Genomic DNA, 24,920 nt, shown 5'->3' with positions numbered 1-24,920 from the left:
GCGCACGGTCAGGATGGGGGCGAGTCGTGCATGCTACGGTGGCCATCCGCTCCCTTCTGCCGCGTTCTGGTCATGGCCTATCGCAAAAAGGACACCCCCTGCCCCATCCGCGAAACCGCGCCGTGGAACGACGTGCCGGTGCATCGCCCGGTGACCTGCCGCGCACGCGACTACCGCGCCGGCACCCACATCTCGGCGCACAAGCACCGCCGGCACCAGCTGGTCTATTCCATGTCCGGGCTGATGGTGGTGCGATCGGAAGTCGGTCGCTGGGTAGTGCCCTCCACCCGCGCGATCTGGATGCCGGCGGGCATGGCGCATGCGGTGGACTGCATCGCCGACGTGCACATGCGCAGCCTGTACATCGAACCGGCATTCGCCCCGCAGCTGCCGGCAGAGCCGTTCGCCGTGCAGGTGGCTCCACTGCTGCGCGAACTGCTGCAGGCGACCAGCCTGATCGACGGACCGCATGAAGAGCACAGTCGCGATGGCCGCGTAGTGCGACTGATGCTCGATGAGCTGCACCGCATGGACGTACTGCCGCTGCACCTGCCCGAGCCCGCCGACCCGCGCCTGCACAGGATCTGCCAGCACATCCAGAAGCATCCCGGCGATGAGGCCACTCTGCAGGATTGGGCGCAGGCGCTGGCGATCGACGTGAAGACCATCCAACGTCACTTCGCCAGCGAACTGGGCATGACCTTCGGCCAATGGCGGCAGCAGGCACGCCTGCTGGCCGCGATGGAACGACTGGCCCGCGGAGAGAAGGTGATCGATGTCGCGCTGGCGATGGGCTATGAAAGCCCGAGTGCGTTCACCAGCATGTTCAAGCGCCAGCTGGGGCAGACGCCAGCGGCATTCTTCCGTTGATCCGTTGAACGGCATCCACGCATGGCGTGGATCTACTGCAGCGGCAAACGAAAACGCCGGGCATGGCCCGGCGCTGTCGTTCACCATGTCCGTCGATGGATCAGGACGTCATCCGATCCCAGAAGCCCTTGACGCCGTCGATGAAGGTCGCCGACTTCGGCGAATGCTTGCGCGCATCCTCGCCGTTGAAGGTGGCTTCGAACTGCTCCAGCAACTTGCGCTGGTCGCTGGTGAGGTTGACCGGCGTCTCCACCACAACGCGGCAGTACAGGTCACCTTCGCTGCGGCTGCGCACCGAACGCACGCCCTTGCCGCGCAGGCGGAACAGCTTGCCGGTCTGGGTCTCGGCCGGGATACGGATTTCCGCTTCGCCACCGAGGGTGGCCACGCGCACGGTGTCACCCAGCGCGGCCTGCGAAATGCGGATCGGTACTTCGCAGTGCAGATCGTCGCCGTCGCGCTGGAAGATGTGGTGCTCACGCACGCGCACTTCCACGTACAGATCGCCCGGTGGCGTCCCCGCGGGGCCGGCCTCGCCCTCACCCGCCAGGCGGATGCGGTCGCCGGTATCCACGCCCGCCGGCACCTTCACCGACAGCACCTTGTCTTCCTCGACACGACCGTTGCCGTGGCAGGTCTTGCAGGGCTTGGCGATGATCTGGCCACGGCCGCCACAGTTGTGGCAGGCCTGCTGCATGGCGAAGATGCCACGCTGGATGCGCACCTGGCCACGACCATGGCAGACGTTGCAGGTCTCGACCTTGCCGTCTTCCGAGCCGCTGCCATCGCAGTCGCCGCATTCGGCCAGGGTCGGAATCTCGATGCGGCGTTCGACACCACGCACCGCTTCTTCCAGGTCCAGCTCCATCACGTAGCCGATGTCGGCGCCGCGACGCGCCTGGCGCGGACCGCCGCCGCCGGCACCACCAAAGATGTTGCCGAAAATGTCGCCGAAGATGTCGTTCATGTCCGGGCCACCCGGACCACCACCGCCACCGCCCATGCCGTGTTCGAACGCGGCATGGCCATGGCTGTCGTACATGCGGCGCTTGTTGCCGTCGGACAGTACTTCGTAGGCTTCCTTGCACTCCTTGAAGGAGGCTTCGGCCGCCGCATCACCCGGGTTGCGGTCCGGGTGGAACTTCATCGCGCAACGACGGTAGGACTTCTTCAGTTCTTCGTCGGTGGCGGTGCGGGCAACGCCCAGCACTTCGTAGTAATCGCGCTTGCTCATATCGTGGATCGCATTCCGGAAAGTCGGGATTCGTCAAAGCGGAAGAGCGGAACCAGGTCCGCTCTTGCGTCGGGCGCCCCGACGCGCCAGAGGGCGGTCAGGACCCTGATACGACAACGGGACGCTGGCAAGCAGCGTCCCGCGTCGGTCCGGATCAGGACTTCTTGTCGTCCTTGACTTCGGTGAACTCGGCGTCCACCACGTCATCCTGCGCCTTGCCCGCATTGCCGGCGTCGGCACCCGGGGCTGCACCGCCCTGGTCGGCCGAAGCCGCAGCGAACAGCGACTGGCCGGCTTCTTCCAGCACCTTCGACTTGGCTTCGATCTGTGCCTTGTCGTCGCCCTTCATCGCGGTTTCCAGATCAGCCAAAGCCGCTTCGACCTTGCCGATCACTTCGCCGCCGACCTTGCTGCCGTGCTCGGTGATCGCGCTGCGGGTGCCGTGGATCAGGGCATCGGCCTGGTTGCGGGCCTGCACCAGCTCCTGGAACTTCTTGTCTTCTTCGCGGTTGGCTTCCGCGTCGGCAACCATGCGTGCGATCTCTTCCTCGGACAGACCCGAACCGGCCTTGATCTCGACCTTCTGTTCCTTGTTGGTCTTCTTGTCCTTGGCCGACACGTGCAGGATGCCGTTGGCGTCGATGTCGAAGGACACTTCCACCTGCGGCAGGCCGCGCGGGGCCGGCTCGATGCCGGACAGGTCGAACTTGGCCAGCGACTTGTTGAAGCGGGCCTGTTCGCGCTCACCCTGCAGCACGTGCACGGTCACGGCCGACTGGTTGTCCTCGGCGGTGGAGAACACCTGCGAGGCCTTGGTCGGGATGGTGGTGTTCTTTTCGATGATCTTGGTGAACACACCGCCCATGGTTTCGATGCCCAGCGACAGCGGGGTCACGTCCAGCAGCAGCACGTCCTTGACGTCGCCGCCGAGCACGCCGCCCTGGATCGCAGCACCCAGTGCCACGGCTTCGTCCGGGTTGACGTCCTTGCGCGGTTCCTTGCCGAAGAACTCGGTGACAGCCTGCTGCACCTTCGGCATGCGGGTCTGGCCACCGACCAGGATCACTTCGCTGATATCGCTCGAACGCAGGCCGGCGTCATTCAACGCAACGCGGCACGGCTCGATCGACTTCCTGATCAGCTCTTCCACCAGCGATTCCAGCTTGGCGCGGGTCAGCTTGATGTTCAGGTGCTTCGGACCCGACGCGTCAGCGGTGACGTACGGCAGGTTCACTTCGGTCTGCTGGGCGCTGGACAGCTCGATCTTGGCGCGCTCGGCAGCATCCTTCAGGCGCTGCAGGGCCAGGGGATCCTTGCGCAGGTCGATGCCCTGGTCCTTGTTGAACTCTTCAACCAGGTACTCGATGACGCGGTTGTCGAAGTCTTCGCCACCCAGGAAGGTGTCGCCGTTGGTGGCCAGCACTTCGAACTGCTTCTCGCCGTCGACATTGGCGATCTCGATCACCGAGACGTCGAAGGTGCCGCCGCCCAGGTCGTACACAACGATCTTGCGATCCTTGTTGTCGCCCTTGTCCAGGCCATAGGCCAGCGCGGCCGCAGTCGGCTCGTTGATGATGCGCTTGACGTCCAGACCGGCGATGCGGCCGGCGTCCTTGGTCGCCTGGCGCTGGCTGTCGTTGAAGTAGGCCGGCACGGTGATGACCGCTTCGGTGACCTTCTCACCGAGGAAGTCCTCGGCGGTCTTCTTCATCTTCTCCAGCACCTTGGCCGAAATTTCCTGCGGCGCCATCTTCTTGGCATCGCTGGTGGCCACCCAGGCATCGCCATTGTCATGGGCCAGGATGCTGTACGGGACGTGCGCGATGTCCTTCTGCACTTCGGCGTCGGTGAACTTGCGGCCGATCAGGCGCTTCACCGCGTAGAAGGTGTTCTTCGGGTTGGTCACGGCCTGGCGCTTGGCCGAGGCACCGACCAGGACTTCGCCGTCCTTGGTGTAGGCGACGATCGACGGGGTGGTGCGATCGCCTTCCGAATTTTCGATGACGCGGGCCTTGCCGCCGTCCATGATCGCCACGCACGAGTTGGTGGTGCCGAGGTCGATACCAATGATCTTGCCCATGGGGGAGACTCCTTGAAGGATGTTGTTTTTGTCAGTCCGGCCGTTCGGCCGGTGGATGAATGGGATGTGGGGGAGGCTCGTGGAACATTCAAGCCATCCCCCGAACGCTGTGTTTCCGTTCGCCCAACACGTTCAGCGTCGGTCGTGCCGATGCCCCGGTCGCGGCGGGAAAACCCGCGCCAGGCCTCGCCCGGCGCCCGCGGTCAATCGGCGGCAACCACCACCAGCGCCGGCCGCAGCAGGCGCTCGTTGAGCAGGTAGCCCTTCTGGAACACGGTCACCACGCTGCCCGGGGCGGCGCCGGGGGCCGCGACCTGGCTGATCGCCTGGTGATGTTCCGGGTTGAACGGCTGGCCGGTCGGGTCCAGCAGCACCAGGCCGTTGTCACCAGCGACCTTCAGCAGCTGCTTGTAGGTCAGCTCCAGGCCCTCGCGAAGCGGATGGGCATCGTCGCCGGCAGCCTTGAGGCCGGCATCGAGGCTGTCGAATACCGGCAGCAGCTCGCCCAGCAGCTTCTCGTTGGCGAACTTGCGCGCCTGCTCGATGTCGCGGGCCACGCGCTTGCGCTGGTTGTCCAGGTCGGCGCGCTCTCGCAGCGCTTCGGCCTTGACCTGCTCCACTTCGGCACGGAGCTGTTCGATCTGTTCGTTGACGCCCTCGGCGGCAGCTGCGTCGGCGGCGGCCTGCTGGGCGGCGATGTCTGGCTGATCTTGATTCATGTCTGGGTCCCTGGCGGTCACTCTCCGCCTCCACCCACCCTAGTGTGGGCGGGATGCTGCGTTTCAAGCGTCCGATGCACCCGGCGTTCGCCCGCCGGGCGAAAAGGCCGCACCGAGCACATCGGCGGTGGCCTGCACCAGTGGGATCATGCGGTCGTAGGCCATCCGTTTCGGCCCGATCACGCCCAGCACGCCCAGCACCTGGCCATTGGCCGTGTACGGCGCGGTGACCAGCGAGACGCCCTGCAGGGGCACCACGCCGGTTTCTTCGCCGATGAAGATGCGCACGCCGGGGGCCTGGATGGTCCGCTCCAGCAACTGCAGGATCTCGCGCTTGCTGGAGAACAGCTCGAACAGCTCGCGCAGGCGCTCCAGGTCGGACAGGTCCTGCACCCCCATCAGACGCGTCTGGCCGGCCACCAGCATGTCGTCGGCCGGCGGCTGCAGGGCCTGCTCGGCCAGCTCGATGCTGTGCGCCAGCACCTGTTCCAGCTCGGACCGCGCGTCGCGGAGCTCCAGCAGCAGGCGGGTACGGATCTCGGCCAGCGGCAGCCCGGCGAAGTGGGCATTGAGGTAGTTGGCCACCTGCTCCAGCTGCCCCGGTGCGAAGTCCTGGCGGGTCTCGATCACCCGGTTCTGCACCTCATTGTCGGCAAACACCAGGATCGCCAGCACCCGGCGCCCGTCCAGTGCCACGAAATCGATCTGGCGGAAAGCGAACTGCTCGCGCCGTGGCGCGCTGACCACGCCAACGAAATGACTCATCGCCGACAGCAGCTCCGAGGCGCTGCCAAGCAGGGCCTGGGTGCTGCCGCCTCCGGCCAGCTCCTGACGCAGCCGGGCCAGCTCCCCTTCGCCCGGCGGCTGCATCTGCAACAGGCTGTCGACAAACACCCGGTAGCCATGCGCGGTCGGAATCCGGCCCGCCGAGGTATGCGGCGAGGCCAGCAGGCCCAGGTCTTCCAGGTCACCGAGGATGTTGCGGATGGTGGCGGGACTGACCTCCAGGCCGGCCACGCGCGCCAGCGTCTGCGAGCCCACGGGTTCGCCGTCCTGGATGTAGCGCGCGATCAGCGTGCGCAGCAGGTGCCGCGCGCGCGGGGCAAGTTGGTCGGGAGAACCGTGCATGGAATCAACCTGTGAGACAGGGACATTAGATAATGGCGGCGCATCCCCTTGGCAAGTCATTGGACGACCCCGCCGCGCGTGCTAGCGTTGCGCGGCTGCAGACACCCCCTTACCCATGCTCAGACATCTTTCAATCAAGGATTTCGCCGTCGTCCGCGCCACCGAACTGGAGTTCGGGCCGGGCATGACCGTGGTTTCGGGCGAGACCGGCGCAGGCAAGTCGCTGATGGTCGACGCCCTGGGCTTCCTGTCCGGCCTGCGCGCCGACAGTGGCGTGGTGCGCCATGGCGCTGCCAGGGCCGAACTGTCGGCCGAGTTCGCGCTGGACCAGCTGCAGGCCGCCCGCCAGTGGCTGGCCAGCAACGAGCTGGACGATGAAGACCAATGCCAGCTGCGCCGCGTGATCCGCGCCGACGGCGGCTCACGCTCGTGGATCAACGGCCGCCCGGTCACGCTGGCACAGCTGGCCGACCTGGCCGGACTGCTGGTGGAGATCCATGGCCAGCACGAGCAGCAGGCCCTGCTGACGCGTCCGTCGCAGCTGGCCCTGCTGGACGCCTATGCCCGCAATGAAAGCGAACGCCGCCAGGTGCGCCGTGCTGCCGCCACCTGGCAGGCGCTGGTCGATGAATCCCTGGCACTGTCGCAACAGGGCGATGTGAGTGACCGCATCGGCTTCCTCGAACACCAGCTGCGCGAAATGGACCGTGAGGATCTGGAACCGGAGTCGATCACCGCGCTCGGCGCCAGCCATCGCCGCCAGGCGCATGCCAGCGCCCTGTTGAGCGCCTGCCAGACAGCTACGGACCAGCTCAACGGTGACGAAGGCCACTCGGCGCTCGATCTGCTGCAGCAGGTCCGGCATGAACTGGCCAGGGTGGCCGAACATGACCCGCGCCTGGGCGACGTCGATGCCTTGATCGACAGCGCCTCCATCCAGCTGCACGAAGCCCTGGCCCTGCTCGACCGGGTACATGACGACCTGGATGCCGACCCGGACCAGTTCGAGGAGAACGAGCGCCGTCTGGGCCGCCTGCACGATCTGGCACGCAAGCATCGCGTTCCGATGGACGAGCTGGGCACGCAGCGCGAGCGCATGCACGCCGAAGTGGAACAGCTGCGCGGCGCCGACGAACGCCTGCAGCGCTTGGCCGGCGAGATCGAAAAGGCGGCAGCGGCGTGGCGCGTCGAGGCCGCGGCACTGACCACCAGCCGCCGCACCGCTGCTGCCGAGCTGTCGGCCACCACCACCGGCATCATCGCCGAACTGGGCATGGGCGGCGGCCAGTTCCTGATCGAACTGGAGCCGCAGGACAACGGCAAGCCGGACCCGCAGGGCGCCGAGCGCGTTGAATTCCTGGTGGCAGCCAATGCCGGCCAGCCGCTGCGTGCGTTGCGCAAGGTCGCTTCCGGTGGCGAGCTGTCACGCATTTCGCTGGCCATCGAAGTGGCCGCGCTCGACCTCGACGCGGTACCGACCATGGTGTTCGACGAAGTCGATTCCGGCATCGGTGGCGCGGTGGCTGACATCGTCGGCCAGAAGCTGCGCGCCCTCGGCGAAAAGCGTCAGGTGCTGTGCGTGACCCATCTTCCGCAGGTTGCCTCCAAGGGCCACGCGCACTATCGGGTCAGCAAGGCGCCGGTGGAAGGCATGACCCAGAGCTCGGTGGAGAAGCTTGACACCAAGGCGCGCGAGGAAGAGCTGGCGCGCATGCTGGGTGGCGTGGAAGTGAGCAAGGAAGCCCGCGCCGCCGCGCGCAAGCTGTTGCAGGTGTAGGCCCCTGCACGCCTGCTGGCGCGCGTGAATGGCGGGCATTCATCCACGCATGGCGTGGATCTACTGCACGGTTCATCCACGCATGTCATCCACGCATGGCGTGGATCTACGGGTAGTGCCGGCCGCTGGCCGGCAACCCGATGCGGGTGGACGAAGATCGTGAGGTTGCCGGCCAGCGGCCGGCACTACCCTCGCGGCTGCGTCAGGTCGACCTTCTCCACCAGGAAATCGAGGAACGCGCGCACCCGCAGCGGCAGGTAACCGCCCTGCCCCAGGAACACGGCGTGCACCTCTTCGAGGTCGCCCGGGTTGGCGTCCTCCAGCACCGGCAACAACCGCCCTGCGCCGATGTCGGCCTGCACCTGGAACGCCGCCAGCCGGGCCATGCCCAGCCCGCCCAGCACCAGCTGACGCAGCGCATCCCCATTGCTGGCGCGCGCATTTCCGCTGGGCAGCACCCGCTGCTCCTGCCCGTCCTGCAACAGCGGCCAGCCCTGCACCGACCGTGCGTGGCCGATATCCAGCCGGTTGTGCGCCAGCAGCGCGTCGACATCGCCCGGCAATCCGTGTCGTGCCACATAGGCCGGTGCCGCCACGATCATCATCCGCGTTGCCCCCAGCCGGCGCGCGACCAGGCTGGAGCTCTTCAACGGGCCAGCCCGCACCGCCACGTCGGTGCGCTGCTCCAGCAGATCGATCACTTCGTCGGTCAGGGTCAGGTCCACCCCCACCTGCGGGTGCCGCTGCAGGAATTCCGGCAGCAGCGGCAGCAGGAAGTGCTGGCCGAACGGCACGTTGGCATTCACCCGCAGCCGCCCGCGCGGCTCGCTGTGGGCACTGGCGCAGCGTTCAGCCTCTTCCAGATCAGCCAGCACGCGCAGGCCGCGCTCATAGAACGCACACCCCTCCGGGGTCAGCTGCAACTGGCGGGTGGAGCGCTGCAGCAGGCGCGTACCCAGCCGCTGCTCCAGGCGCGCAACCAGCTTGCTGACCGCCGACGGCGTCATCTCCAGGCTGCGGGCGGCAGCGGAAAAGCCGCCGGTCTCGATGACCCGCACGAACACTTCCAGTTCGCCGGATCGGTTGATGTCGGTGCGTGCCATGAAAATGAATTTGATTCACAGATGATTGTCCATGCGCAGTCTAGTTCACAGGTGAGCGCGGACGCACCATGGCCGTCCCTCCCACCGGGTCATTCCGATGAATCGCCTGAGCCAACTGACCGCCACCGCCCTGCTTGCCCTCTCCGGCGCCGCCGCCGCGTCACCCGCGTCACCCGCGCCGCACTGGGTCGCCAGCTGGCAAGCCAGCCCGCAGCCGGTATGGAGCGCAGATTTCCTGTTCCCTACCCTCGTCCCTGGCCAACTGCAGGCCCAGACCTTCCGGCAGAGCGCTCGCATCAGCCTGGGCGGGGCGCGCCTGCGGGTCCGGCTGAGCAATGCCTATGGCACCCGACCGTTGCGGATCGGCGCTGCCAGCGTCGCTGCACAGACGGGTGACACGCCGCAGCCGCTGCGCTTCGACGGCCAGCCCGGGGTCGTGATTGCGCCGGGGCAGGACCGCCTGAGCGATCCGCTCCCCCTTCCCACTGCTGATCGGCAGGCCTTGCAGGTCAGCGTCTACCTGCCCGACCCCACGCCGCTGCAGACCTTCCATTGGGACGGGCGGCAGACCAGTTGGATTGCGCCGGGTGACCAGCATCAATGGCCCGCACTGCACGGCGCCAACAGCACCACGGCCCGCCTGCTGCTGTCGGGCATCGAGGTCGAGGCCGCGGCCAGCGCGCGCAGTGTGGTGGTGATCGGCGATTCGATCACCGATGGCGCCACCGCCAGCCTCGATCAGGACCAGCGCTGGACCGATCATCTCGCCGCGCGGCTGGCGCCAGAAGGGGTGGCAGTGGTCAATGCCGGCATTTCCGGAGGTCGGTTGCTGCGCGATGGCATGGGTGATTCGGCCCTCAAGCGCTTCCAACGTGACGTGCTCGACCAGCCCGGCCTCGCCAGTGTGATCGTGCTGATCGGCATCAACGACATCAGCTGGCCGGGCACCGCGTTCGCCCGGAACCAGGCCCAGCCCACGCTGACCGAACTGCAGGCCGGGTATCGCGAGCTGGCCGAACGCGCCCATGCACGCGGCCTGCGCATCCTTGGCGCGACCCTGACGCCGTTTGCAGGCGCCCTGCCCGGCACACCGCTGGACGACTACTACGCCCCTGGCAAGGATGCCCAGCGCCGGCAGCTCAATGCCTGGCTGCGCACGGATAGTCCGTTCGATGCGGTGATCGACCTCGACGCGGCCCTGCGCGATCCGGCCGATCCTTCACGGATGGCGGCTGCCTATGACTCCGGCGATCACCTGCACCCCGGTGACGCCGGCAACCGGGCGATGGCCGAGGCGGTGGATCTGGAGGTCCTGATGGGGCCATCCACGCATGGCGTGGATCTACTGCTACGCTGAGGCCAGACAAGCAAAAACCCCGGGCATGCCCGGGGTTTCGTCGCAATCAGCTGGCTGCGGGGCTTACTTGCGCTTCTTGCGCACGTACAGCACCAGCGAGTGCTCTTCCAGCTCGTAGCCGTGGTCGGCAGCGATCTTGCGCTGCAGGTCTTCGATCTCGGTACTTTCGAACTCGATGATCTTGCCGCTGTCCACGTCGACCATGTGGTCGTGGTGGCCGCCGCGGTCGAGTTCGTAGACGGCCTGGCCGCCTTCAAAATTGTGCTTGAGCACGAGGCCGGCGGCCTCGAACTGGGTCAGCACCCGGTACACCGTGGCCAGGCCGATCTCGTCGCCATGCTCCAGCAGCTGGCGGTAGATGTCTTCGGCGGTCATGTGGTGCTGGGCATTGCGCTGCTCGAGCAGCGCCAGGATCCGCATCCGCGGATGGGTCACCTTCAGGCCGACTTTACGCAGGTCGTGGGTTTCCATAGGTCTCCGTTCATTGGCGATTTAGCGCCAGCTGCCTCGGATTGGGTCGCGGTGGCACGCCGGGAGTGTATCATCGGATTGATTTCCCCAACCGCCAGTCCCGATGCGCAATCTCCTGTTGGTCGCCGCCGTTGCCTTGTCCACCACCGGGTGCGGCATCATCTACAAGCAACCCATCTACCAGGGCAACCTGATCCGGGAAGATGCCGTGGCCAAGCTGCAGGTCGGGCAGAGCAAGCAGCAGGTCAACGCCCTGCTGGGTACCCCCTCGGTGCCGGACCCGTTCCACGCCCAGCGCTGGGACTACACCTCGACCGAGCGCGTGAACCGCCTGGGCCGTACCGACGTGAAGAATTTCGTCGTGTACTTCGAGAATGACGTGGTCACCCGTTGGGATGGCGATTACTTCCCGGCCAACGACAAGGCCCTTGCCCAGCAGACCGTGCGCCAGTTCGGCCGCAATCTGCCGAAGGACAAGAAGAAGAAGGGCGGCCGCTGAGCCACCCTGCCCGTCCTTCGGGACGGGTCTTGAGGATCATCCGCCGCGCGCGCGACGCCGGCGGTTGTCCTTCGGGTCGGCCTGCAGGACACGCAGCAGCTCGACACGATCGCCATCCAGCAGCACCTGCTGCGGCCGCGCCAGTACGCCATGCACCGCAGCAGCCGGACAGTCGGCGCTGCCTTCGAGCCGGGCCGCTGCCACTGCATCAGCCACGGTCGCCCCTTCCTCCAGCTGCAGCCGGCGCGACAGCACCCGTTGTGGCCAGGCCAGCACGACCTCGACCTCGATCATCGTTCAGCCCTCGTCGGCGACGCGGACGAAATCGTTGACCATGCGATCGGCCAACCCCTGGAAGCCGATCGCCAGCGCCGGGCCCAGCAGGCGTGAGCTCGGTTCGAAGTCCAGGGTGAGAGTGACCTTGCAGGCATCTTCGGCCAGGGCATGGAATTCCCAGCGGCCGTGCAGTTGCTTGAACGGCCCCTCGCGCAGCTGCATGTCGATGCTGTGCGGACGTTGCAGGGTGTTTTCGGTCTGGAACCAGGTACTGAACGAACCCAGGCCCAGATCCAGGCGAGCGACCAGCCGGTCTTCGCCCTGCTCGAGGATGCGGGCATCGGAGCACCAGCGGAAGCGGCGCGGATAGGCCTGGACGTCGTTGACCAGATCGAACATGCGCGCGGCCGAATGTTCGACCAGGGCACTGCGGCGGATAGTAGGCATGAATACAGGACGCTTCGGCAATCGACCGGGCGGGCCCGAATCGGAGACAATACGGAAATGAGCAAGAACACCGGCAAGGATAAAGCAAAGAGCGCGACGGCCAACAAGACCATCGCGTTGAACAAGCGTGCCCGTCACGAGTACCACATCGAAGACCGCTTCGAAGCCGGCCTGGCCCTGCAGGGCTGGGAAGTGAAGTCGATCCGCGCTGGCCGCGGCAACATCGTCGACGCCTACGCCTACGTTAAGGATGGCGAGATCTTCCTGATCGGCGCGCAGATCACCCCGCTGATCCAGGCCTCGACCCACGTGGTGGCCAACGACCGGCGCGAACGCAAGCTGCTGCTGCACCGGAGCGAGATCGACAAGCTGGTCGGCAAGGTCGAGCGCGATGGCTACACAATCGTGCCCACGGCCATGTACTGGAGCAAGAACAAGATCAAGCTGGAAGTGGCGCTGGCCAAGGGCAAGCAGACCCACGACAAGCGCGATGCCGCCAAGGATCGTGACTGGGCGATCGAGAAGCAGCGGGTGATGCGTCGCGGCAACCGCGACGCATAAGGACGCCTACCCGCCTTCGTGTGGAGCCGAGCCATGCTCGGCTTCGGCAAAGAAGCAGCCGAGCGCAGGCTGGCTCTACAAGACCCCGATCAACCCGCCAGCAGGCCCTGCCCGCGCAGACGCGGTGACAGCGCCGCGTGCATCACCGCCAGGTGCATCACCACCGACAGCTCCGGCGCATGGCGATCATCACCGGCCCGCCACTGCTGCGCCAGCCGCGCGGCGTCGACGGGCAGCAGGGCCAGCAACTGGGCGTCGTCCAGCGCATCGGCGGAGGTCTGCAACTGCCGCGCCAGTTGCCGCGACTGCCACACGTGCACACCGATGCTGAGGCTGGCCAGCGACATCAGGGTCAAGGCCAGGCCATGTTCGAACCACTGTGACAGCACATCCGGGCCCCACAACAGCGCGGCGAGCACCGCCAACGCCGGCAGCCGCCAGCCCAGCCAATGGAAGCGGCCACGCCGAGGCCAATGCACCACCACCGCACTGGCGATCAGCGCGGCTGCAGCCGTGGCCGGCAGCTCGGTTGCCCAGGTTGCGGCCAACAACACCGCCAGCACCGCCCAGACCCAGCCGGGCGGCAACGCCCGCCGCTGGTAATCCGCCCCTACCGGGCCAACCAGCTGACGCAGGCTGCGCTGTTGCATTGCTTCGGTCACCGGCCGTCTCCGTCTCTGTGCTGGCTCGAATGGTCGTGACCAGTGTGTCGCAAATTCGTGCCAGCGACGTTAGCAATCCGCTATGACGGAGGCTCTACAACAGAACAAACGGTCCGATTCGGCCCAGGCAACCGAGCGCCTGCCTTTACCGCATCTGCTCGGGAATCGACAAGTGCATTGCTTCCAAGGCACCCCCGCCACAAGGCAGCCGATCAGTCTGCGGGCGAACTGCCACCTTCAACGGGTTGAAATCTCGCGGGATACCCGTTGCTTCCGCATTACCCATCCCCAAAAGTCACCGAACAGGTTCGCGGAGACGATGAAAATAGCCCACACGGCAATACCGGAAATTGTCGGCCAATGCTGTGCGAGAGGGAATTGCGACAGCAGCACCAACAGAAGATGCCCTTCTACGGCGATGATCGGCGTGCCGATGAGCCAGCCGGCGATCAGCCATCGATCACGACGTTGGAACACCATGGCGAAATCGAGGTGGTACACCAATCGCCCAACGTAGTAGGCCAACACAGCAGTCAGGAACACCAGTGAGTAGCCAGCGAGGGTGAAGTCCTGGCTGACCCTCACCTTCTGCCAGCTCTCGCCGATGAGCAGCCACTGGGACACGGCCGGGTCGTAGTCGACAATCGGAACGATCCCTACGCTTCGCGCCAGCCATGCCAAACAGTGGAAGCAGTACCACGCAAAAACGATGAAGGCCGCGGCGGCAAGCCACATCCGCAATCGTCTGAGACGCTCGGACTTCGCTACATCCGGCATAAGCTGCTCATTGAATGAGTTCGTTCGCATTATGCCGCCATGAGCGCCACCGGTCCCTGAAGGGGCCTCCGCAGTGGCCCCATACATTACAAGTCCGGCAATCCCAACGCTCGGCGCACTGTTGTCAGCAGCACCGGTCGAGCGCGCCAGTGCATGCTGCTCGTACACCTATGAGTTCAAGCACCAGGCCGTGGAGCTGAGCCGGCCAGGCAATTGCTGGGACAACGCGGTGGCCGAGAGCTTTTTCGCCACGCCCAAGGTTGAAGAGGCCGCTGATCCATACGCGAGCCAGGAGCAGGCCAGCCAGCATTGCTGCCGGCATCCACGGTTTCTGCAATCCTGCCCGGCTACGCTCGGCACTGGGCTATCAGTCGCCCAACACCATATGCCGGGCAGCTCAGGGCTGCCGCCTGAAACGGCTTCATGGCGTCCGTTTTCAGAGAGCCAGATCAGATCGAACGGCAGTTCATCATCAGCCGCAACTCCACCCGTCGATAGCCAGACGAGCTGGTTGCCTTGAATGACCCGCGCAGCCACTACCGCAGCCAATTTTTCAGCGATGACGTGGCCTCCTTCCTGAATGACCATCCCGAACTCGGGGACGGACCGCCTGCCGATGGAGGCTGACTGCGTGACTGTTCAGGGAGATTGCCGTACCATCCACATCGTTAGGCAGGCTCTTGGTCAACATTTGGTCAACCAAGGGCCTGAAAGCCTTGCAATACTTGAAGAAACCGGGGGTGCATTGGTTTCGACGGGGGTTGTGAAGTCGCCTGGCGCATGCCGAGGGGGTAGCTTTCCTCGTAAATCCAGCTGCAAAACTCTAGTTGCCAACGACGACAACTACGCTCCGGTCGCTCTCGCAGCCTAAAAACTGCGGTGCGTGACCTTCTGCCGACTTAGGCGGAGCCTCGAAACTGCTTGTGTCCATGCTCGCAGCGTAGAGTCATTATCATGGAATCGCGCTGGGCGGCTGCCTGTCAGTCCGGCACAAGAACACAACAGGCTGGTCCTTGGATGCGCTTTGCACGCCGTGCTGTCCCGGGATGAGATTCAACGGTGAGCTAAGCATGTAGTGCTGGGGATGGAGTGCCTTCGGACGGCGGTTCAATTCCGCCCACCTCCACCATTTGTACCGCCCTTCGGGGCACGAAAAGCCAGATCTCCCGTCGATTGGGATCTGGCTTTTTTGTTGGCCGCATCAGGTCCAGGCCCGCCGCCTCGACAAGGAGAAGCACCGTGGCGTTGATGAAGAGCTCCGAATGCAACTGCAAGGCACGCAGCGATATGACGAACTGCCCACTCTGCGATGCAACTGCCTCGCCGGCCATTCCGCGGCCGATCGACGCCGTCTATGCGGCACCGGTGTCGCAAGCCCTGCCGATCGCCAGGAACCGGGCAATCTACATCCTCCTCGCTCTGTTCCTGGGCATTTTCGGCATCCACAACTTCTACGCCGGTTACCACGGACGCGCGATCTGCCAGCTACTGATCACGCTGCTGTTGGGTTGGCTTCTGATCGGCGTGATGATCACCGGCCTATGGGCGCTGGTGGAAATGATCACGGTGGAAACCGACGCCTCTGGCATGCAGATGGTGTAATCCTTGGCTTCAGGAGGAACTGCCATGGATCTCGACAGAATCGACGTTGTCTCCTGGCTCGACCAGATCCTGGATCAGGACCCGGCAACCTTCGAAGACGCTTACTGGGGTGTTCGCCCGGCCGCCGCCATTGCGGTACCGCACCTGCTCGCCCGCCTGCCGACCGTGCACGATGGTCACTCGCGCGCAAAGGTGCTGGAGCTGCTCGGCGAATCAGGCGACAGCGCCATCATCCCGACCCTGTTGGCTGAGCTGCAGCATCCGCTGGGGGAGGTACGCAAGTGGGCGCAACTGGCCTTGGATGCCCTTGATCGGGGGACCTCCTGGCAGCCCAGCATGGGGGGCCTAGCCGACAACGCTGCCCTGCCCCACACTTCAGCCTGACCGCCCGGACTCCGAGCCGGCGCCCACGCTCCTCCGCGACACACAGAAGGATCTGCCATGAACACGCCGCTGATCGCCCTGCTGCTGGGCCTGACCGTATCGACCGCCGCTGTCGCCGCACCTCCGGTAACCAGCACCGCCGCACTGGAAGCCCTGCTGGCCTGCAAGGCCGGCTCCGATTTCACCGAAGCGCAGGTGGAGCAGGCATTCCATGCCGCCGGCCTGACCCGCGACCCCGGCAGCGTGTTCGAGCCGAAGGACAAGCCGGTGGCGCTGTTCGGAGGCACCGTGGCCAGCGCGGATGTGAGCGTGTCAAATGTCCACAAGAGCCTGCACGTATACCTGAACAGCGTCGACCACAAGCGCTTGGCTAAAGCGTGGTCGGTGACCACTGTCGATGATGCCGCGCAGACGGAGGAACCGTCGTACATCAAGCAGACCGACGCCCGTCACACCCTGCATGTCGGCGCCGCTGACGACTACGAGGGCTATTCGGCCTCGGTGACCTGCCAGATCCATCCGTGACCGGACCGATGATCGACTGAAGAGCCGGCCCGGGCGCTACAGCCAACGCCGGACCTGCTGCCGGAACGCGGTGTACCGGGCGCCGAAACGTTCGCCGAGAACACGTTCTTCCGGATGGATCTGAAAGCGCGTGATGTACAGGACAAACATCGGCACCACTGCGAGTGCCGGGAGGTTCTGCAGATACAGCATGCCTCCGAGCAGGAACGCCGCTTGCCCCAGATACATGGGGTTGCGCGTATGGCGATAGACCCCTGTGGTGATCAGCGCGGTCGATGACGCCGGTCGCAGCGGATTGACCGTGGTACCCGCACGCTGGAACGCCAACTTGGGCAACAGGTTCATCACCAGCCCTGCGGCCATCACCGCCGCCGCAGCCCACCATGGCGTGGGCAATTCCGCTGCGGGCAGCCAGCGGCTGATGCCGAGACCGAGCAGACCGCACAGCAGCATTACAAGGGGTGGGGGAATACGGGTTTCCAGCAATCGCATCGGCCGTTCCGGCATCGGATGTCCGAACCAGTGTCACACGCCGATGCCGGAGCCGCACTTCGGCCAGCGATGCCCCATCCGAGCCCTGCTTCCGCGTTGACACGCCTGCCGCTAGAGTGGCGCCAGCGCAGGGAGTCCACATGGCAAGAACAGGCATCGGTTTCATCGGCCACACCACCTTCGTCCTCATTGCCCTGCTGACCCTCAGCGGATGCGCGACGCTGCGCCAGTTCGGCCCATCGGTGCAGGTGGGCACGGTCACACCGGGCCAGTACATCGCGCTCAAGCGCGGTGACATCCTCACCAGCGGCAAGCTCAGCGCGGCCACGATGGAGACCCTGCGCGTGGCAGGCCTGGACGAAGGCGCCTGCGCCAAGCCGGGCCTGCCGTGCATCGAAGCGATGGAAGCCAGCATCGTCGTCCGCGAGGAAGACAAGCGCTCGTCGCTGGCCGAACTATGGGTGCAGTACGCGATGACGATGCCGGCGCCGAAGCGCGAGTCAGCGTCGGCTGCGCGCAGCAAGACCGCGACCATTCAGCCCGACCCGACCTTCCAACCGCGCCTGGATGCGTGGATGCAGATCGCGCGGCAATCCTATGCATATCTGTTCTTCACCGAACGCACCGCCAACCAGCGTGGCTTCGAAGACCGCCAGACGCAGGTGCGCGACTACTACAACCTGGCCGTGCAGGAATCCGCCGTGCTGCTGTTCGAGGCCTATTCGAGCAAGCAGGTGCGCAACGACAACGGGCGGTTCCAGCTGGGCCGCTGGACCTTTGTACTGGCGCCCGCCGACGATGGCGCGGCAGCGGACACGCGCGAACCGATCGAACTGGTACCGGCTGCATCGATGTCCTTCACCGGCACCCTGCGCAGCGTGCATCGCCGCGATGGCTTCGGTGCCGAGTTGGTGGCGGTGATGGCCGACCCGGCCAGCACCGGGCTGGCGGCGGCCGCCGCAGGCACCGCACCGGCGGCCGAGCGTGACTGGAGCGAGATGCCGTCGCCGTCAATGACCGTGCTGCTGCGCTTCTCGGGCAAAAACCTGTGGGAAGTGCTACACGATGACGAACCGCAACTGGAGATCCACGACCCCTACCAGGTGGCGGTGGTGGAGCTGCACGGCGAGCAGGTACCGCTTGCGGCGAACTTCACCGCAGGCTATGCGCTGTGGCTGGCCCGCTCCAACTTCAGCCGGCAATCGCTGCGTTCGTTGTTCGGCGGCAAGGGCGGCATCGACAAGCCGCATCTGTTCATGATGCAGCCGTACGATCCGAACCGCCGTGTGCTGCTGATGATCCATGGACTGGCCAGCAGCCCGGAAGCGTGGGTCAACGTGGCCAACGAGCTGATGCGCGACGATGAGATCCGCGGCGATTTCCAGATCTGGCAGTTCTACTACCCGACCAACATGCCGATCGCGCTCAGCCACGATGAGATCCGGCGGATCCTGCACGAGGCACTGCAGCGCTTTGATCCGAGCGGCCAAGCCCTCGCATCGCACAACATGGTGGTGGTCGCCCACAGCATGGGCGGCGTGATTTCGCGACTGATGGTGTCCTCCTCCGGCGACCATCTGGTCGACACCCTGCTGGAAACCGCGCAGATGACCCCGGCGCAGCGCGAACTGCTGCGAACGAAAGGCGCGCCGGTGCTGACGTTCCAACCGGAACCGGAAATTTCACGGGTGGTGTTCATCGCTACCCCGCATCGCGGCACCGATGTTGCCGGCACGCGTCTGGGACGCTGGCTGGGCCGCTTCGTGCGGCTGCCGCTGACCGTGCTGGAGGACGTTGCAACGTTGGCAAACGACGGCAAGGTCGAGCGCAACGATGACAAGCACGGCTACCAGATGAACAGCATCCAGAACCTGGACAAGGACGATGCCTTCGTCAAGGCCGTGGCCGATCTACCGATATCGCCGAAGGTGCGCTACCACTCGATCATTGCCCGTACCCAGGCAGAAGGTCCGCTGGAAAAGACCGATGATGGACTGGTCCCGTACTGGAGTTCGCACCTGCCCAATGCCGTCTCGGAAAAGGTGATCGTGTCCGGCCATAGCGTGCAGGAAGCCACGCCGGCCATCGTCGAGCTTCGCCGCATCCTGCATGAGGACATGGCGGCTCATCCGCTGCCGGCGAAGTAATACACGAAGTCCAGCAACCGTGGCCCGCGCTTGCCCATATTCGGGTGCGGGAAGTGGAGTTCGTCCCCATGGCGGCAACGTGCCGCATTGAATGAACGGACTGCGGTCTGTAGCGTTGCAGCTGCCCATTCGGGCTACAACGGAGAACACGCATGAAGAGGATGTTCAGGCTGTCTGTTGCTATCGGTGCCGTGGCGCTGGTGTTCGGATTGAACGCTGTCGCGGCCGAGCCGACCCCATGCGATGAGTGCTAGCGCGGTTACCAGATCTGCCTGTCGCAAGGCAAAAGCGAGATCTGGTGTTACGGCGCACTATCCCGGTGCCTGAAAAATTCCACCGGATGTAACACGCCATACTGACTGCGCACTCCGGTCGATCCAGTATCCCGGTGAAACAACGGATCGACACCGCCAGTCCCACGCTGATGGGACTGGCATCTGCCAACTGGCGGTCCTATTGAGGGAAAACCCTCATCGTTCCTGCGCATCGCTCTGGCTAAGCTGACCACTCTCTTCCGCAGGAGATCCGCATGAACACCTCAGAGCCCAGCCGCCAGCCCAGCCCCGATCCGGCCGAGCGCGATGCGTTTTTCCCGTCGCCGTATTCGTTGTCCCAGTTCACTTCGGCAACGAGCAACCTGTCCGGTGCGGACTATCCAGACGCACGCAGTGACGGACGCTGGAAAGTGTTGATGATCGCCGCTGACGAACGGTATCTGCCTACCGCCAATGGCCATCTGTTCTCCACCGGCAACCATCCGGTGGAGACGCTGCTGCCGATGTACCATCTGGACAAGGCCGGTTTCGGGATCGACGTGGTCACGCTGTCCGGCAACCCGGTGAAATTCGAATGGTGGGCATTCCCACGCGAGGACCGCAAGATCGGCCGCCTGTACGAGCGCTACGAGTCCCGCTTCCGCCAGCCTCTGCAGCTGGACGACGTGGCGGCCGCGCTCGATGCCGGTTCGGACTATGCTGCGGTGTTCATTCCCGGTGGTCATGGTGCATTGATCGGCCTGCCGGAAAGCCGTGCAGTGAAGGCCACCCTGCAGTGGGCGATGGACAATCAACGCCACATCATCACCCTCTGCCATGGCCCCGCCGCCTTGCTGGCAGCTGGCGTGGACGAAGCCGATGGCAGCTCGCTGTTCCGGGGTTACCGCATCTGCGCCTTCCCCGATGCGATGGACCGGCAGACCCCGGATATCGGCTACATGCCGGGTCAACTACCTTGGTTCTTCGGTGAGCGCCTGGCCCAACAGGGCGTGCAGATCGTCAACGAGGGCATCGATGGCAGCGTGATGCAGGACCGCCTGCTGTTGACCGGCGACAGCCCGCTGGCGGGCAATGCGCTGGGCAAGCTGGCTGCGCGCACCCTGCTGGATGCGTTGGCCGGTCACTGAGAGGACAGGCACTTCCTGCCGGCGCAGGCTGCGTGCTACACAGGACCGCACCTGTGTTCTGCTGCAGGTGTGGCGCCGGCACGCTGTTGCCAGCGGCGGCCGGCAGTCATTGCATCAATAGCGTCTGGCAGCACCCACGACAACAAGGAGCGTGTTCAATGATGCTGCACAGGAAACTGTTCGCGTGTTCATTCGGTGCCGTGCTGGCGGTTGCCACGCTGGTGCCTTCAGCGCCGGCAAATGCCGCCGAAGAGGTCGGCCTGCAGGAAGAGTGCGTGCCCTTCCGTGCCGGCTTCGGCATCCACCAGCGTTGCACGCTGTATGTGGTCTACGACGATGGCACCCGCGTGGCCAGCGACCACTACAACCGCGACGAGAACGGGATGATGTACGACCCCTGATCGCCCAGTGGCATCTGCCGGGCGGTCGCACGCCGTCCGCCCGGCCCTTGCAGCCGCCCATCCCGGCATACCGCTGCCCTGGCCTTCCATGGCATCCTCCATGAAACCGCTTTCATGGAATGGAGGGATTCCACGATGTTGTCTCGCTTCCGAACGTCCGCGCTCTGCGCACTCTTGGCTTTTGCACTGCCCGCCGTGACCTGGGCAGCCTCACCCGCGCCGTTGAAAGTCATGTCATTCAACGTACGCACCCCCGCCGACACCGACCCTGGCAAGCGCTGGCAAGACCGCCGCGATGCCATGGTCAAGGTGATCCAGCAGGCGCACCCGGCGGTGATCGGCACCCAGGAACTGGTGCTGGAGCAGGCCAACTACCTGGCCGAGCACCTGCCCGGCTATCGCTGGTTCGGTGAGGGCCGCCGCGGCGGCAGCGGCGACGAGCACATGGGCGTGTTCTACGACAGCAAGGTGCTGGCGGTGGAGCAGTCCGGCAACTTCTGGCTGTCCGATACACCTGACGTTGCGGGCAGCATCAGCTGGGGCAACCTGTTCCCGCGCATGGTCACCTGGGCAGTGTTCCGACGCCTGGATGATGGCCGTCGCTTCTACTTCATGAACACCCACCTGCCCTACCGCGACGAAGACGAACCGCGGCGGATCAAGGGCGCCGAACTGATCGCCACGCGCGTGGCCGCATTGCCTTCCGATCTGCCGGTGGTGCTTACCGGCGACTTCAACAGCGAGCCCGGCGGCGGCACCTACCAGGCCTTCACCCGGGTGCTGCAGGACACCCGACGCCAGGTCAAGTCGCCGCAGGGTCCGCGCCTGACCTTCCACAACTTCACCGGCACGGCGACCGCCGAGCTGGACTGGGTGCTGGTGCGCGGCTTCCACGCGCGCAGCTTCTTCACCGATGACCGCCGCATTGACGGCGTGCTGCCCTCCGACCACTTCCCGCTGGTTGTTGAGCTGGACTGGCCGAAGCCCTGAGCACTACGGCGGCCCTCGCTACAGCGGGGGTCGCTTGCCCAGCAGGCGGTACAGCGCCTGGTGCTGGTCGCGCGCCTGGCAGATGCGTGCGCCGACGGCGAGGAACACCGCAATGCCGACAAGGCCGCCTCCCAGCATGGAATCGGGCAGCCGCAGGAAACCGATCACCGCAGCCATCGCCGCCAGCACCAGCAGCACCACCACGGCCACCGACAGCCCGGCCCCCGGCAAGCCAGGATCACCGAGCAGCGTCCGTTGGGCAGATTGATTCTGTTCGCTCATGTCCCTGTCCTCCCGTAGTTTCCCCACTAGTTACACGGTGGGCGGGACTTCCGGCAGAGTCAGAAACGTCATGGCGGCGAGAACGCGTGCGGCAACGCACGCGCTACCCTACCGGCACTCTCATTGAGCGGAGACGGCACATGGCCCATCGCAGCCGACTGGCCGGGTTCATCATCGATTGCCAGGATACGCCTGCCGCAGACAGCGCCCGCTTCTGGGCCGCAGCACTGGGCCTGGTGGCTGAGCCTGCCCGTGCCGAAGGCGACGCAGAGTACGCCGACCTGATAGGTGCGCCGGCGGGATTGAACGTGGAGGTGCAGCGGGTCGATCACCCGTCACGGGTGCATCTGGATATCGAAAGCGATGACATCAACGCCGAGGCCGAAAGGCTGGAAAAACTCGGCGCCCGCCATGTCGGTTTCGTAAAACGCTGGTGGGTGATGGAAGCGCCCACCGGCCATCGTTTCTGCATCGTGCGCATGCGCGGTCACGATGTCCCGGCCAACCTCTGGCCATAGCGAAAAAGGGGGACGGAAGCAGATGCTCCCGTCCCCTGTAGATCAGCGCGCCTGGGCCACGCTCGGTGCCTGCGGTGACTGTCCCCAGCCACCCAGCGCCTTGTACACGCCCACCACGCTGACATTGACCTCCGATTCGGCAGCCGCCAGTGCATCATCGGCCACCAACTGCGTGCGCTGCGCGTCAAGCAGGGTCAGGAAGTCTTCCGAGCCCTCGCGATAGCGGATCTGCGCCAGCGATTCGGCACGTCGTGCCGCCTGCGCCTGCTCGACCACGATGGCCAGCCGCGCCTGCTGTTTGGAATAGCGGGTCAGCGCGTTTTCGGTGTCTTCCAGCGCCAGCAGCACGGCCTGTTCGTATTGCGCGGCCACGCCCTCGGCCTCGGCCTTGCTGGCACGCAGGCGTGCCTTGACCGTACCGAAGTCGAATGCCGCCCAGCTCAGCGACGGAGTCAGCGACCAAGCCTTGTTGTTGCCGTTGACCAGGCCACTGGCATCGCCACCGAGGAAGCCGACGAAACCGGACAGCGACAGCCGCGGGAACAGATCGGCCGTGGCTACGCCGACACGCGCGGTGGCGGCAGCCAGGCGACGTTCGGCGACCCGCACGTCGGCACGCTGACGCAGCAGTTCGCGGGTATCGCCCAGCGGCAATGCCTTGGCAAACGCCGGCACCTCGTGCGGTGCCAGCATGGCGGTCAGCACTTCCGGGCGCTGCCCAAGCAGCACGGCGAGCCGGTTGCGCGACTGCGTCTCGGCCACTTCCAGCAGCGGGATATCGGCCTCGATGGCCTTCAACCGTGCGCGACTGCTCTGCACGTCCAGCTCGCTGCCGGCACCCAGTTCCCAGCGTGCCTCGGTCAGCCTCTGCGTATCGCGCAGGTTGACCAGGGTGCGCTGGGCCACCGCGATGCGCTTCTGCGTGCCACGCAACTCAAAGTAGTTGCGTGCCACTTCGGCAGCGATCAGCACCTGCGCGTCAGCGAGGTTGGCCTGCTCTGCGTCCAGGTCGGCACGCGCGGCCTCTGCAGCACGGCGTTTGCGGCCGAACAGATCCAGCTCCCAGCCCGCATCGAAGCCGAGCTGGTAGCTTTCACTGAACACCCGCTGCCCACCCAGCTGCGGATCGGGTTGCTTGCGGCGATCGTAGCTGCCGCCAGCGGTAACGTGTGGCGCCTGGTCGAAGCGGCTCTCGACGAACACTGCACGGGCCTGGCTGACACGGGCGACAGCCACGCGCAGGTCCAGGTTGTCCGACAGCGCGCCGTGCACCAGTTCTTCAAGCACCGGATCATCGAACTGCGCCCACCAGCTGGCCACCGGCGAGGTGGTGCTGAAGACCGGCTGCTGCGCGCCCTGCAGGACGACGGGCTCCTGCACCGGTGCTTTGTAGTTGGGGCCGACGCTGACACAGCCCGCCAGCACCAGGCTGGAGACGGCCATCGCCAGGGTGCGGATCACCATGGCAGCACCTCGCCCAGGTAGGTGAAGCTGCCGCTGGCGCCGGACTCGCCGATCAGCGACATCTGCACGCTGGAGCGTGCGCCCTCGGCGATTTCGATCTCGCCGTTGCCACCGTTCATATCGGTTTTCACGTAGCCGGGGTGCACGGTGTTGACTTTGATCGGCGTGCTGCGCAGCTCATGGGCCAGGGCCAAGGTCCAGCTGTTCACTGCGGCCTTGGACGCGTTGTAGGCCGGGACCTTGAAGTCGTAGATGCCCGAGGTCGGGTCGGCATGCAGGGTCTGCGAGCCGAGCATGCTGGAGACGTTGACGATGCGGCCGGACTTGGCCTGCTTGATAAGCGGCAGGAAGGCCTGGGTCACCGCCACCAGCGCGTACACGTTGGTGTCGAAGGTGCGGCGCCAGGTATCCAGCGACTGCTCCGAAGGCAGCTGCGCCGGGTTCTCGATCATGATGCCGGCGTTGTTGACCAGGATGTCCAGACGACCATGGCGCTGGCGCACCTGCTCGACCGCCTCGGCGATGCTGGCGCCATCGTTGACGTCCAGCTGCAGCGCCTCCACCGGCAGGCCCTCGGCCTGCAGCTTCAGTGCCAGTTCGACAGCGGTCTCGCGCTTGCGACCGGCCAGCAGCGTATGCACGCCGGCCTGCGCCAGCTGGCGCACGGTTTCCAGACCGATGCCGCGGGTTGCGCCGGTGACCAGCGCGATCTTGTTCTGATGGGTGTTCATGGATTCATTGCCTTGGTAGGG

Annotated in this window: 28 protein-coding genes and 1 other RNA gene; 14 read left to right on the top strand and 15 right to left on the bottom strand. The window is 65.4% G+C overall.

Annotated elements, in window-relative coordinates; translation table 11 throughout:
- The first annotated feature begins 72 nt into the window (after positions 1-72).
- Positions 73-870 (top strand): AraC family transcriptional regulator, encoded by a 798-nt coding sequence (locus ACEF39_RS08525; protein WP_500287622.1) that lies wholly within the window; start codon positions 73-75, stop codon positions 868-870.
- Positions 871-970: 100 nt separating this feature from the next.
- Here ACEF39_RS08525 and dnaJ read toward each other — a convergent pair whose 3' ends face one another.
- From dnaJ to hrcA, 4 genes are all read right to left on the bottom strand, one after another.
- Complete coding sequence (gene dnaJ / locus ACEF39_RS08520) at positions 971-2,104, bottom strand: molecular chaperone DnaJ (RefSeq protein WP_025878872.1); 1,134 nt, start codon at positions 2,102-2,104, stop codon at positions 971-973.
- Positions 2,105-2,258: 154 nt separating this feature from the next.
- Positions 2,259-4,184: a molecular chaperone DnaK gene (gene dnaK, locus ACEF39_RS08515; protein ID WP_025878871.1), complete on the bottom strand. Its 1,926-nt coding sequence runs from the start codon at positions 4,182-4,184 to the stop codon at positions 2,259-2,261.
- 203 nt (positions 4,185-4,387) lie between these two features.
- Positions 4,388-4,903, bottom strand: a complete 516-nt coding sequence (gene grpE, locus ACEF39_RS08510; protein WP_025878870.1) for a nucleotide exchange factor GrpE — start codon at positions 4,901-4,903, stop codon at positions 4,388-4,390.
- Positions 4,904-4,966: 63 nt separating this feature from the next.
- Positions 4,967-6,031, bottom strand: coding sequence for a heat-inducible transcriptional repressor HrcA (gene hrcA / locus ACEF39_RS08505; protein ID WP_099820184.1), 1,065 nt, complete (start codon positions 6,029-6,031; stop codon positions 4,967-4,969).
- Between the two features lie 115 nt (positions 6,032-6,146).
- Here hrcA and recN point away from each other — a divergent pair, with 115 nt between their 5' ends.
- Positions 6,147-7,808, top strand: a complete 1,662-nt coding sequence (recN, locus tag ACEF39_RS08500) for a DNA repair protein RecN (protein WP_500287621.1) — start codon at positions 6,147-6,149, stop codon at positions 7,806-7,808.
- 185 nt (positions 7,809-7,993) lie between these two features.
- Here the strand turns inward: recN and ACEF39_RS08495 are convergent, their stop codons facing one another.
- A complete protein-coding gene (locus ACEF39_RS08495) occupies positions 7,994-8,911 on the bottom strand; it encodes a LysR family transcriptional regulator (RefSeq protein ID WP_500287620.1) in 918 nt (305 codons plus the stop codon).
- Positions 8,912-9,008: 97 nt separating this feature from the next.
- On the opposite strand from ACEF39_RS08495, the gene ACEF39_RS08490 reads away from it, so the two are divergent.
- Positions 9,009-10,268 (top strand): SGNH/GDSL hydrolase family protein, encoded by a 1,260-nt coding sequence (locus ACEF39_RS08490; protein WP_500287619.1) that lies wholly within the window; start codon positions 9,009-9,011, stop codon positions 10,266-10,268.
- 63 nt (positions 10,269-10,331) lie between these two features.
- Here the strand turns inward: ACEF39_RS08490 and fur are convergent, their stop codons facing one another.
- Positions 10,332-10,739 carry a ferric iron uptake transcriptional regulator gene (fur, locus tag ACEF39_RS08485; protein ID WP_025878865.1) on the bottom strand — a complete coding sequence of 136 codons (408 nt, stop codon included), beginning with the start codon at positions 10,737-10,739 and terminating at the stop codon, positions 10,332-10,334.
- A gap of 103 nt (positions 10,740-10,842) precedes the next feature.
- Between fur and ACEF39_RS08480 the strand changes: the two genes are divergently transcribed.
- A complete protein-coding gene (locus ACEF39_RS08480; protein WP_099820180.1) occupies positions 10,843-11,238 on the top strand; it encodes an outer membrane protein assembly factor BamE in 396 nt (131 codons plus the stop codon).
- Between the two features lie 36 nt (positions 11,239-11,274).
- Here the strand turns inward: ACEF39_RS08480 and ACEF39_RS08475 are convergent, their stop codons facing one another.
- Positions 11,275-11,532: an RnfH family protein gene (locus ACEF39_RS08475; RefSeq protein WP_500287618.1), complete on the bottom strand. Its 258-nt coding sequence runs from the start codon at positions 11,530-11,532 to the stop codon at positions 11,275-11,277.
- Positions 11,533-11,535: 3 nt separating this feature from the next.
- Positions 11,536-11,961 carry a type II toxin-antitoxin system RatA family toxin gene (locus tag ACEF39_RS08470; RefSeq protein ID WP_025878862.1) on the bottom strand — a complete coding sequence of 142 codons (426 nt, stop codon included), beginning with the start codon at positions 11,959-11,961 and terminating at the stop codon, positions 11,536-11,538.
- 57 nt (positions 11,962-12,018) lie between these two features.
- Between ACEF39_RS08470 and smpB the strand changes: the two genes are divergently transcribed.
- Positions 12,019-12,522, top strand: a complete 504-nt coding sequence (smpB, locus tag ACEF39_RS08465) for an SsrA-binding protein SmpB (RefSeq protein WP_025878861.1) — start codon at positions 12,019-12,021, stop codon at positions 12,520-12,522.
- Between the two features lie 89 nt (positions 12,523-12,611).
- On the opposite strand, the gene ACEF39_RS08460 is transcribed toward smpB, so the two are convergent.
- The 3 genes from ACEF39_RS08460 to ACEF39_RS08450 all read right to left on the bottom strand — a co-directional run bounded on the left by ACEF39_RS08460 (position 12,612) and on the right by ACEF39_RS08450 (position 14,549).
- Positions 12,612-13,184 (bottom strand): hypothetical protein, encoded by a 573-nt coding sequence (locus tag ACEF39_RS08460; protein WP_500287617.1) that lies wholly within the window; start codon positions 13,182-13,184, stop codon positions 12,612-12,614.
- Between the two features lie 237 nt (positions 13,185-13,421).
- Positions 13,422-13,961, bottom strand: a complete 540-nt coding sequence (locus ACEF39_RS08455; RefSeq protein WP_500287616.1) for a hypothetical protein — start codon at positions 13,959-13,961, stop codon at positions 13,422-13,424.
- A gap of 168 nt (positions 13,962-14,129) precedes the next feature.
- On the bottom strand, positions 14,130-14,549 hold the full coding sequence (locus tag ACEF39_RS08450) for a hypothetical protein (protein ID WP_500287615.1): 420 nt from the start codon (positions 14,547-14,549) through the stop codon (positions 14,130-14,132).
- Positions 14,550-14,697: 148 nt separating this feature from the next.
- On the opposite strand from ACEF39_RS08450, the gene ssrA reads away from it, so the two are divergent.
- The 4 genes from ssrA (at position 14,698) to ACEF39_RS08430 (ending at position 16,472) form a co-directional block, all read left to right on the top strand.
- Positions 14,698-15,090, top strand: a transfer-messenger RNA (tmRNA) gene (gene ssrA / locus ACEF39_RS08445).
- Positions 15,091-15,209: 119 nt separating this feature from the next.
- Positions 15,210-15,563, top strand: a complete 354-nt coding sequence (locus ACEF39_RS08440) for a TM2 domain-containing protein (protein ID WP_500287998.1) — start codon at positions 15,210-15,212, stop codon at positions 15,561-15,563.
- A gap of 24 nt (positions 15,564-15,587) precedes the next feature.
- Positions 15,588-15,947 (top strand): HEAT repeat domain-containing protein, encoded by a 360-nt coding sequence (locus tag ACEF39_RS08435; protein ID WP_500287614.1) that lies wholly within the window; start codon positions 15,588-15,590, stop codon positions 15,945-15,947.
- A gap of 57 nt (positions 15,948-16,004) precedes the next feature.
- On the top strand, positions 16,005-16,472 hold the full coding sequence (locus ACEF39_RS08430; RefSeq protein ID WP_500287613.1) for a hypothetical protein: 468 nt from the start codon (positions 16,005-16,007) through the stop codon (positions 16,470-16,472).
- A 36-nt stretch (positions 16,473-16,508) separates the two neighbouring features.
- Here the strand turns inward: ACEF39_RS08430 and ACEF39_RS08425 are convergent, their stop codons facing one another.
- A complete protein-coding gene (locus ACEF39_RS08425; protein ID WP_500287612.1) occupies positions 16,509-16,964 on the bottom strand; it encodes a methyltransferase family protein in 456 nt (151 codons plus the stop codon).
- A gap of 140 nt (positions 16,965-17,104) precedes the next feature.
- On the opposite strand from ACEF39_RS08425, the gene ACEF39_RS08420 reads away from it, so the two are divergent.
- The 4 genes from ACEF39_RS08420 to ACEF39_RS08405 all read left to right on the top strand — a co-directional run bounded on the left by ACEF39_RS08420 (position 17,105) and on the right by ACEF39_RS08405 (position 21,904).
- Entirely contained in the window at positions 17,105-19,111 is a 2,007-nt protein-coding gene (locus tag ACEF39_RS08420; RefSeq protein ID WP_500287611.1) for an esterase/lipase family protein, read from the top strand.
- Positions 19,112-19,640: 529 nt separating this feature from the next.
- The gene (gene hchA, locus ACEF39_RS08415; protein WP_500287610.1) at positions 19,641-20,513 is read left to right on the top strand and encodes a glyoxalase III HchA; all 873 of its coding nucleotides are present in this window, start codon (positions 19,641-19,643) and stop codon (positions 20,511-20,513) included.
- 158 nt (positions 20,514-20,671) lie between these two features.
- On the top strand, positions 20,672-20,914 hold the full coding sequence (locus ACEF39_RS08410; RefSeq protein WP_500287609.1) for a hypothetical protein: 243 nt from the start codon (positions 20,672-20,674) through the stop codon (positions 20,912-20,914).
- 135 nt (positions 20,915-21,049) lie between these two features.
- The gene (locus ACEF39_RS08405; RefSeq protein WP_500287608.1) at positions 21,050-21,904 is read left to right on the top strand and encodes an endonuclease/exonuclease/phosphatase family protein; all 855 of its coding nucleotides are present in this window, start codon (positions 21,050-21,052) and stop codon (positions 21,902-21,904) included.
- Between the two features lie 18 nt (positions 21,905-21,922).
- On the opposite strand, the gene ACEF39_RS08400 is transcribed toward ACEF39_RS08405, so the two are convergent.
- Positions 21,923-22,186 carry a hypothetical protein gene (locus ACEF39_RS08400; RefSeq protein ID WP_500287607.1) on the bottom strand — a complete coding sequence of 88 codons (264 nt, stop codon included), beginning with the start codon at positions 22,184-22,186 and terminating at the stop codon, positions 21,923-21,925.
- Positions 22,187-22,326: 140 nt separating this feature from the next.
- Here ACEF39_RS08400 and ACEF39_RS08395 point away from each other — a divergent pair, with 140 nt between their 5' ends.
- Positions 22,327-22,704 carry a VOC family protein gene (locus tag ACEF39_RS08395; protein WP_500287606.1) on the top strand — a complete coding sequence of 126 codons (378 nt, stop codon included), beginning with the start codon at positions 22,327-22,329 and terminating at the stop codon, positions 22,702-22,704.
- Between the two features lie 42 nt (positions 22,705-22,746).
- Here ACEF39_RS08395 and ACEF39_RS08390 read toward each other — a convergent pair whose 3' ends face one another.
- The gene (locus ACEF39_RS08390; RefSeq protein ID WP_025878845.1) at positions 22,747-24,168 is read right to left on the bottom strand and encodes an efflux transporter outer membrane subunit; all 1,422 of its coding nucleotides are present in this window, start codon (positions 24,166-24,168) and stop codon (positions 22,747-22,749) included.
- Positions 24,162-24,899 carry an SDR family oxidoreductase gene (locus tag ACEF39_RS08385; protein ID WP_500287605.1) on the bottom strand — a complete coding sequence of 246 codons (738 nt, stop codon included), beginning with the start codon at positions 24,897-24,899 and terminating at the stop codon, positions 24,162-24,164. The genes ACEF39_RS08390 and ACEF39_RS08385 overlap by 7 nt, the downstream gene beginning before the upstream one ends.
- Positions 24,900-24,920 lie beyond the last annotated feature (21 nt).

The organism is Stenotrophomonas indicatrix, assembly GCA_041545745.1.
GTDB lineage: Bacteria > Pseudomonadota > Gammaproteobacteria > Xanthomonadales > Xanthomonadaceae > Stenotrophomonas > Stenotrophomonas indicatrix_A.
The sequence above is the reverse complement of the archived record's forward strand: the minus strand, read 5'-3'. Positions and strand labels throughout refer to the sequence as shown.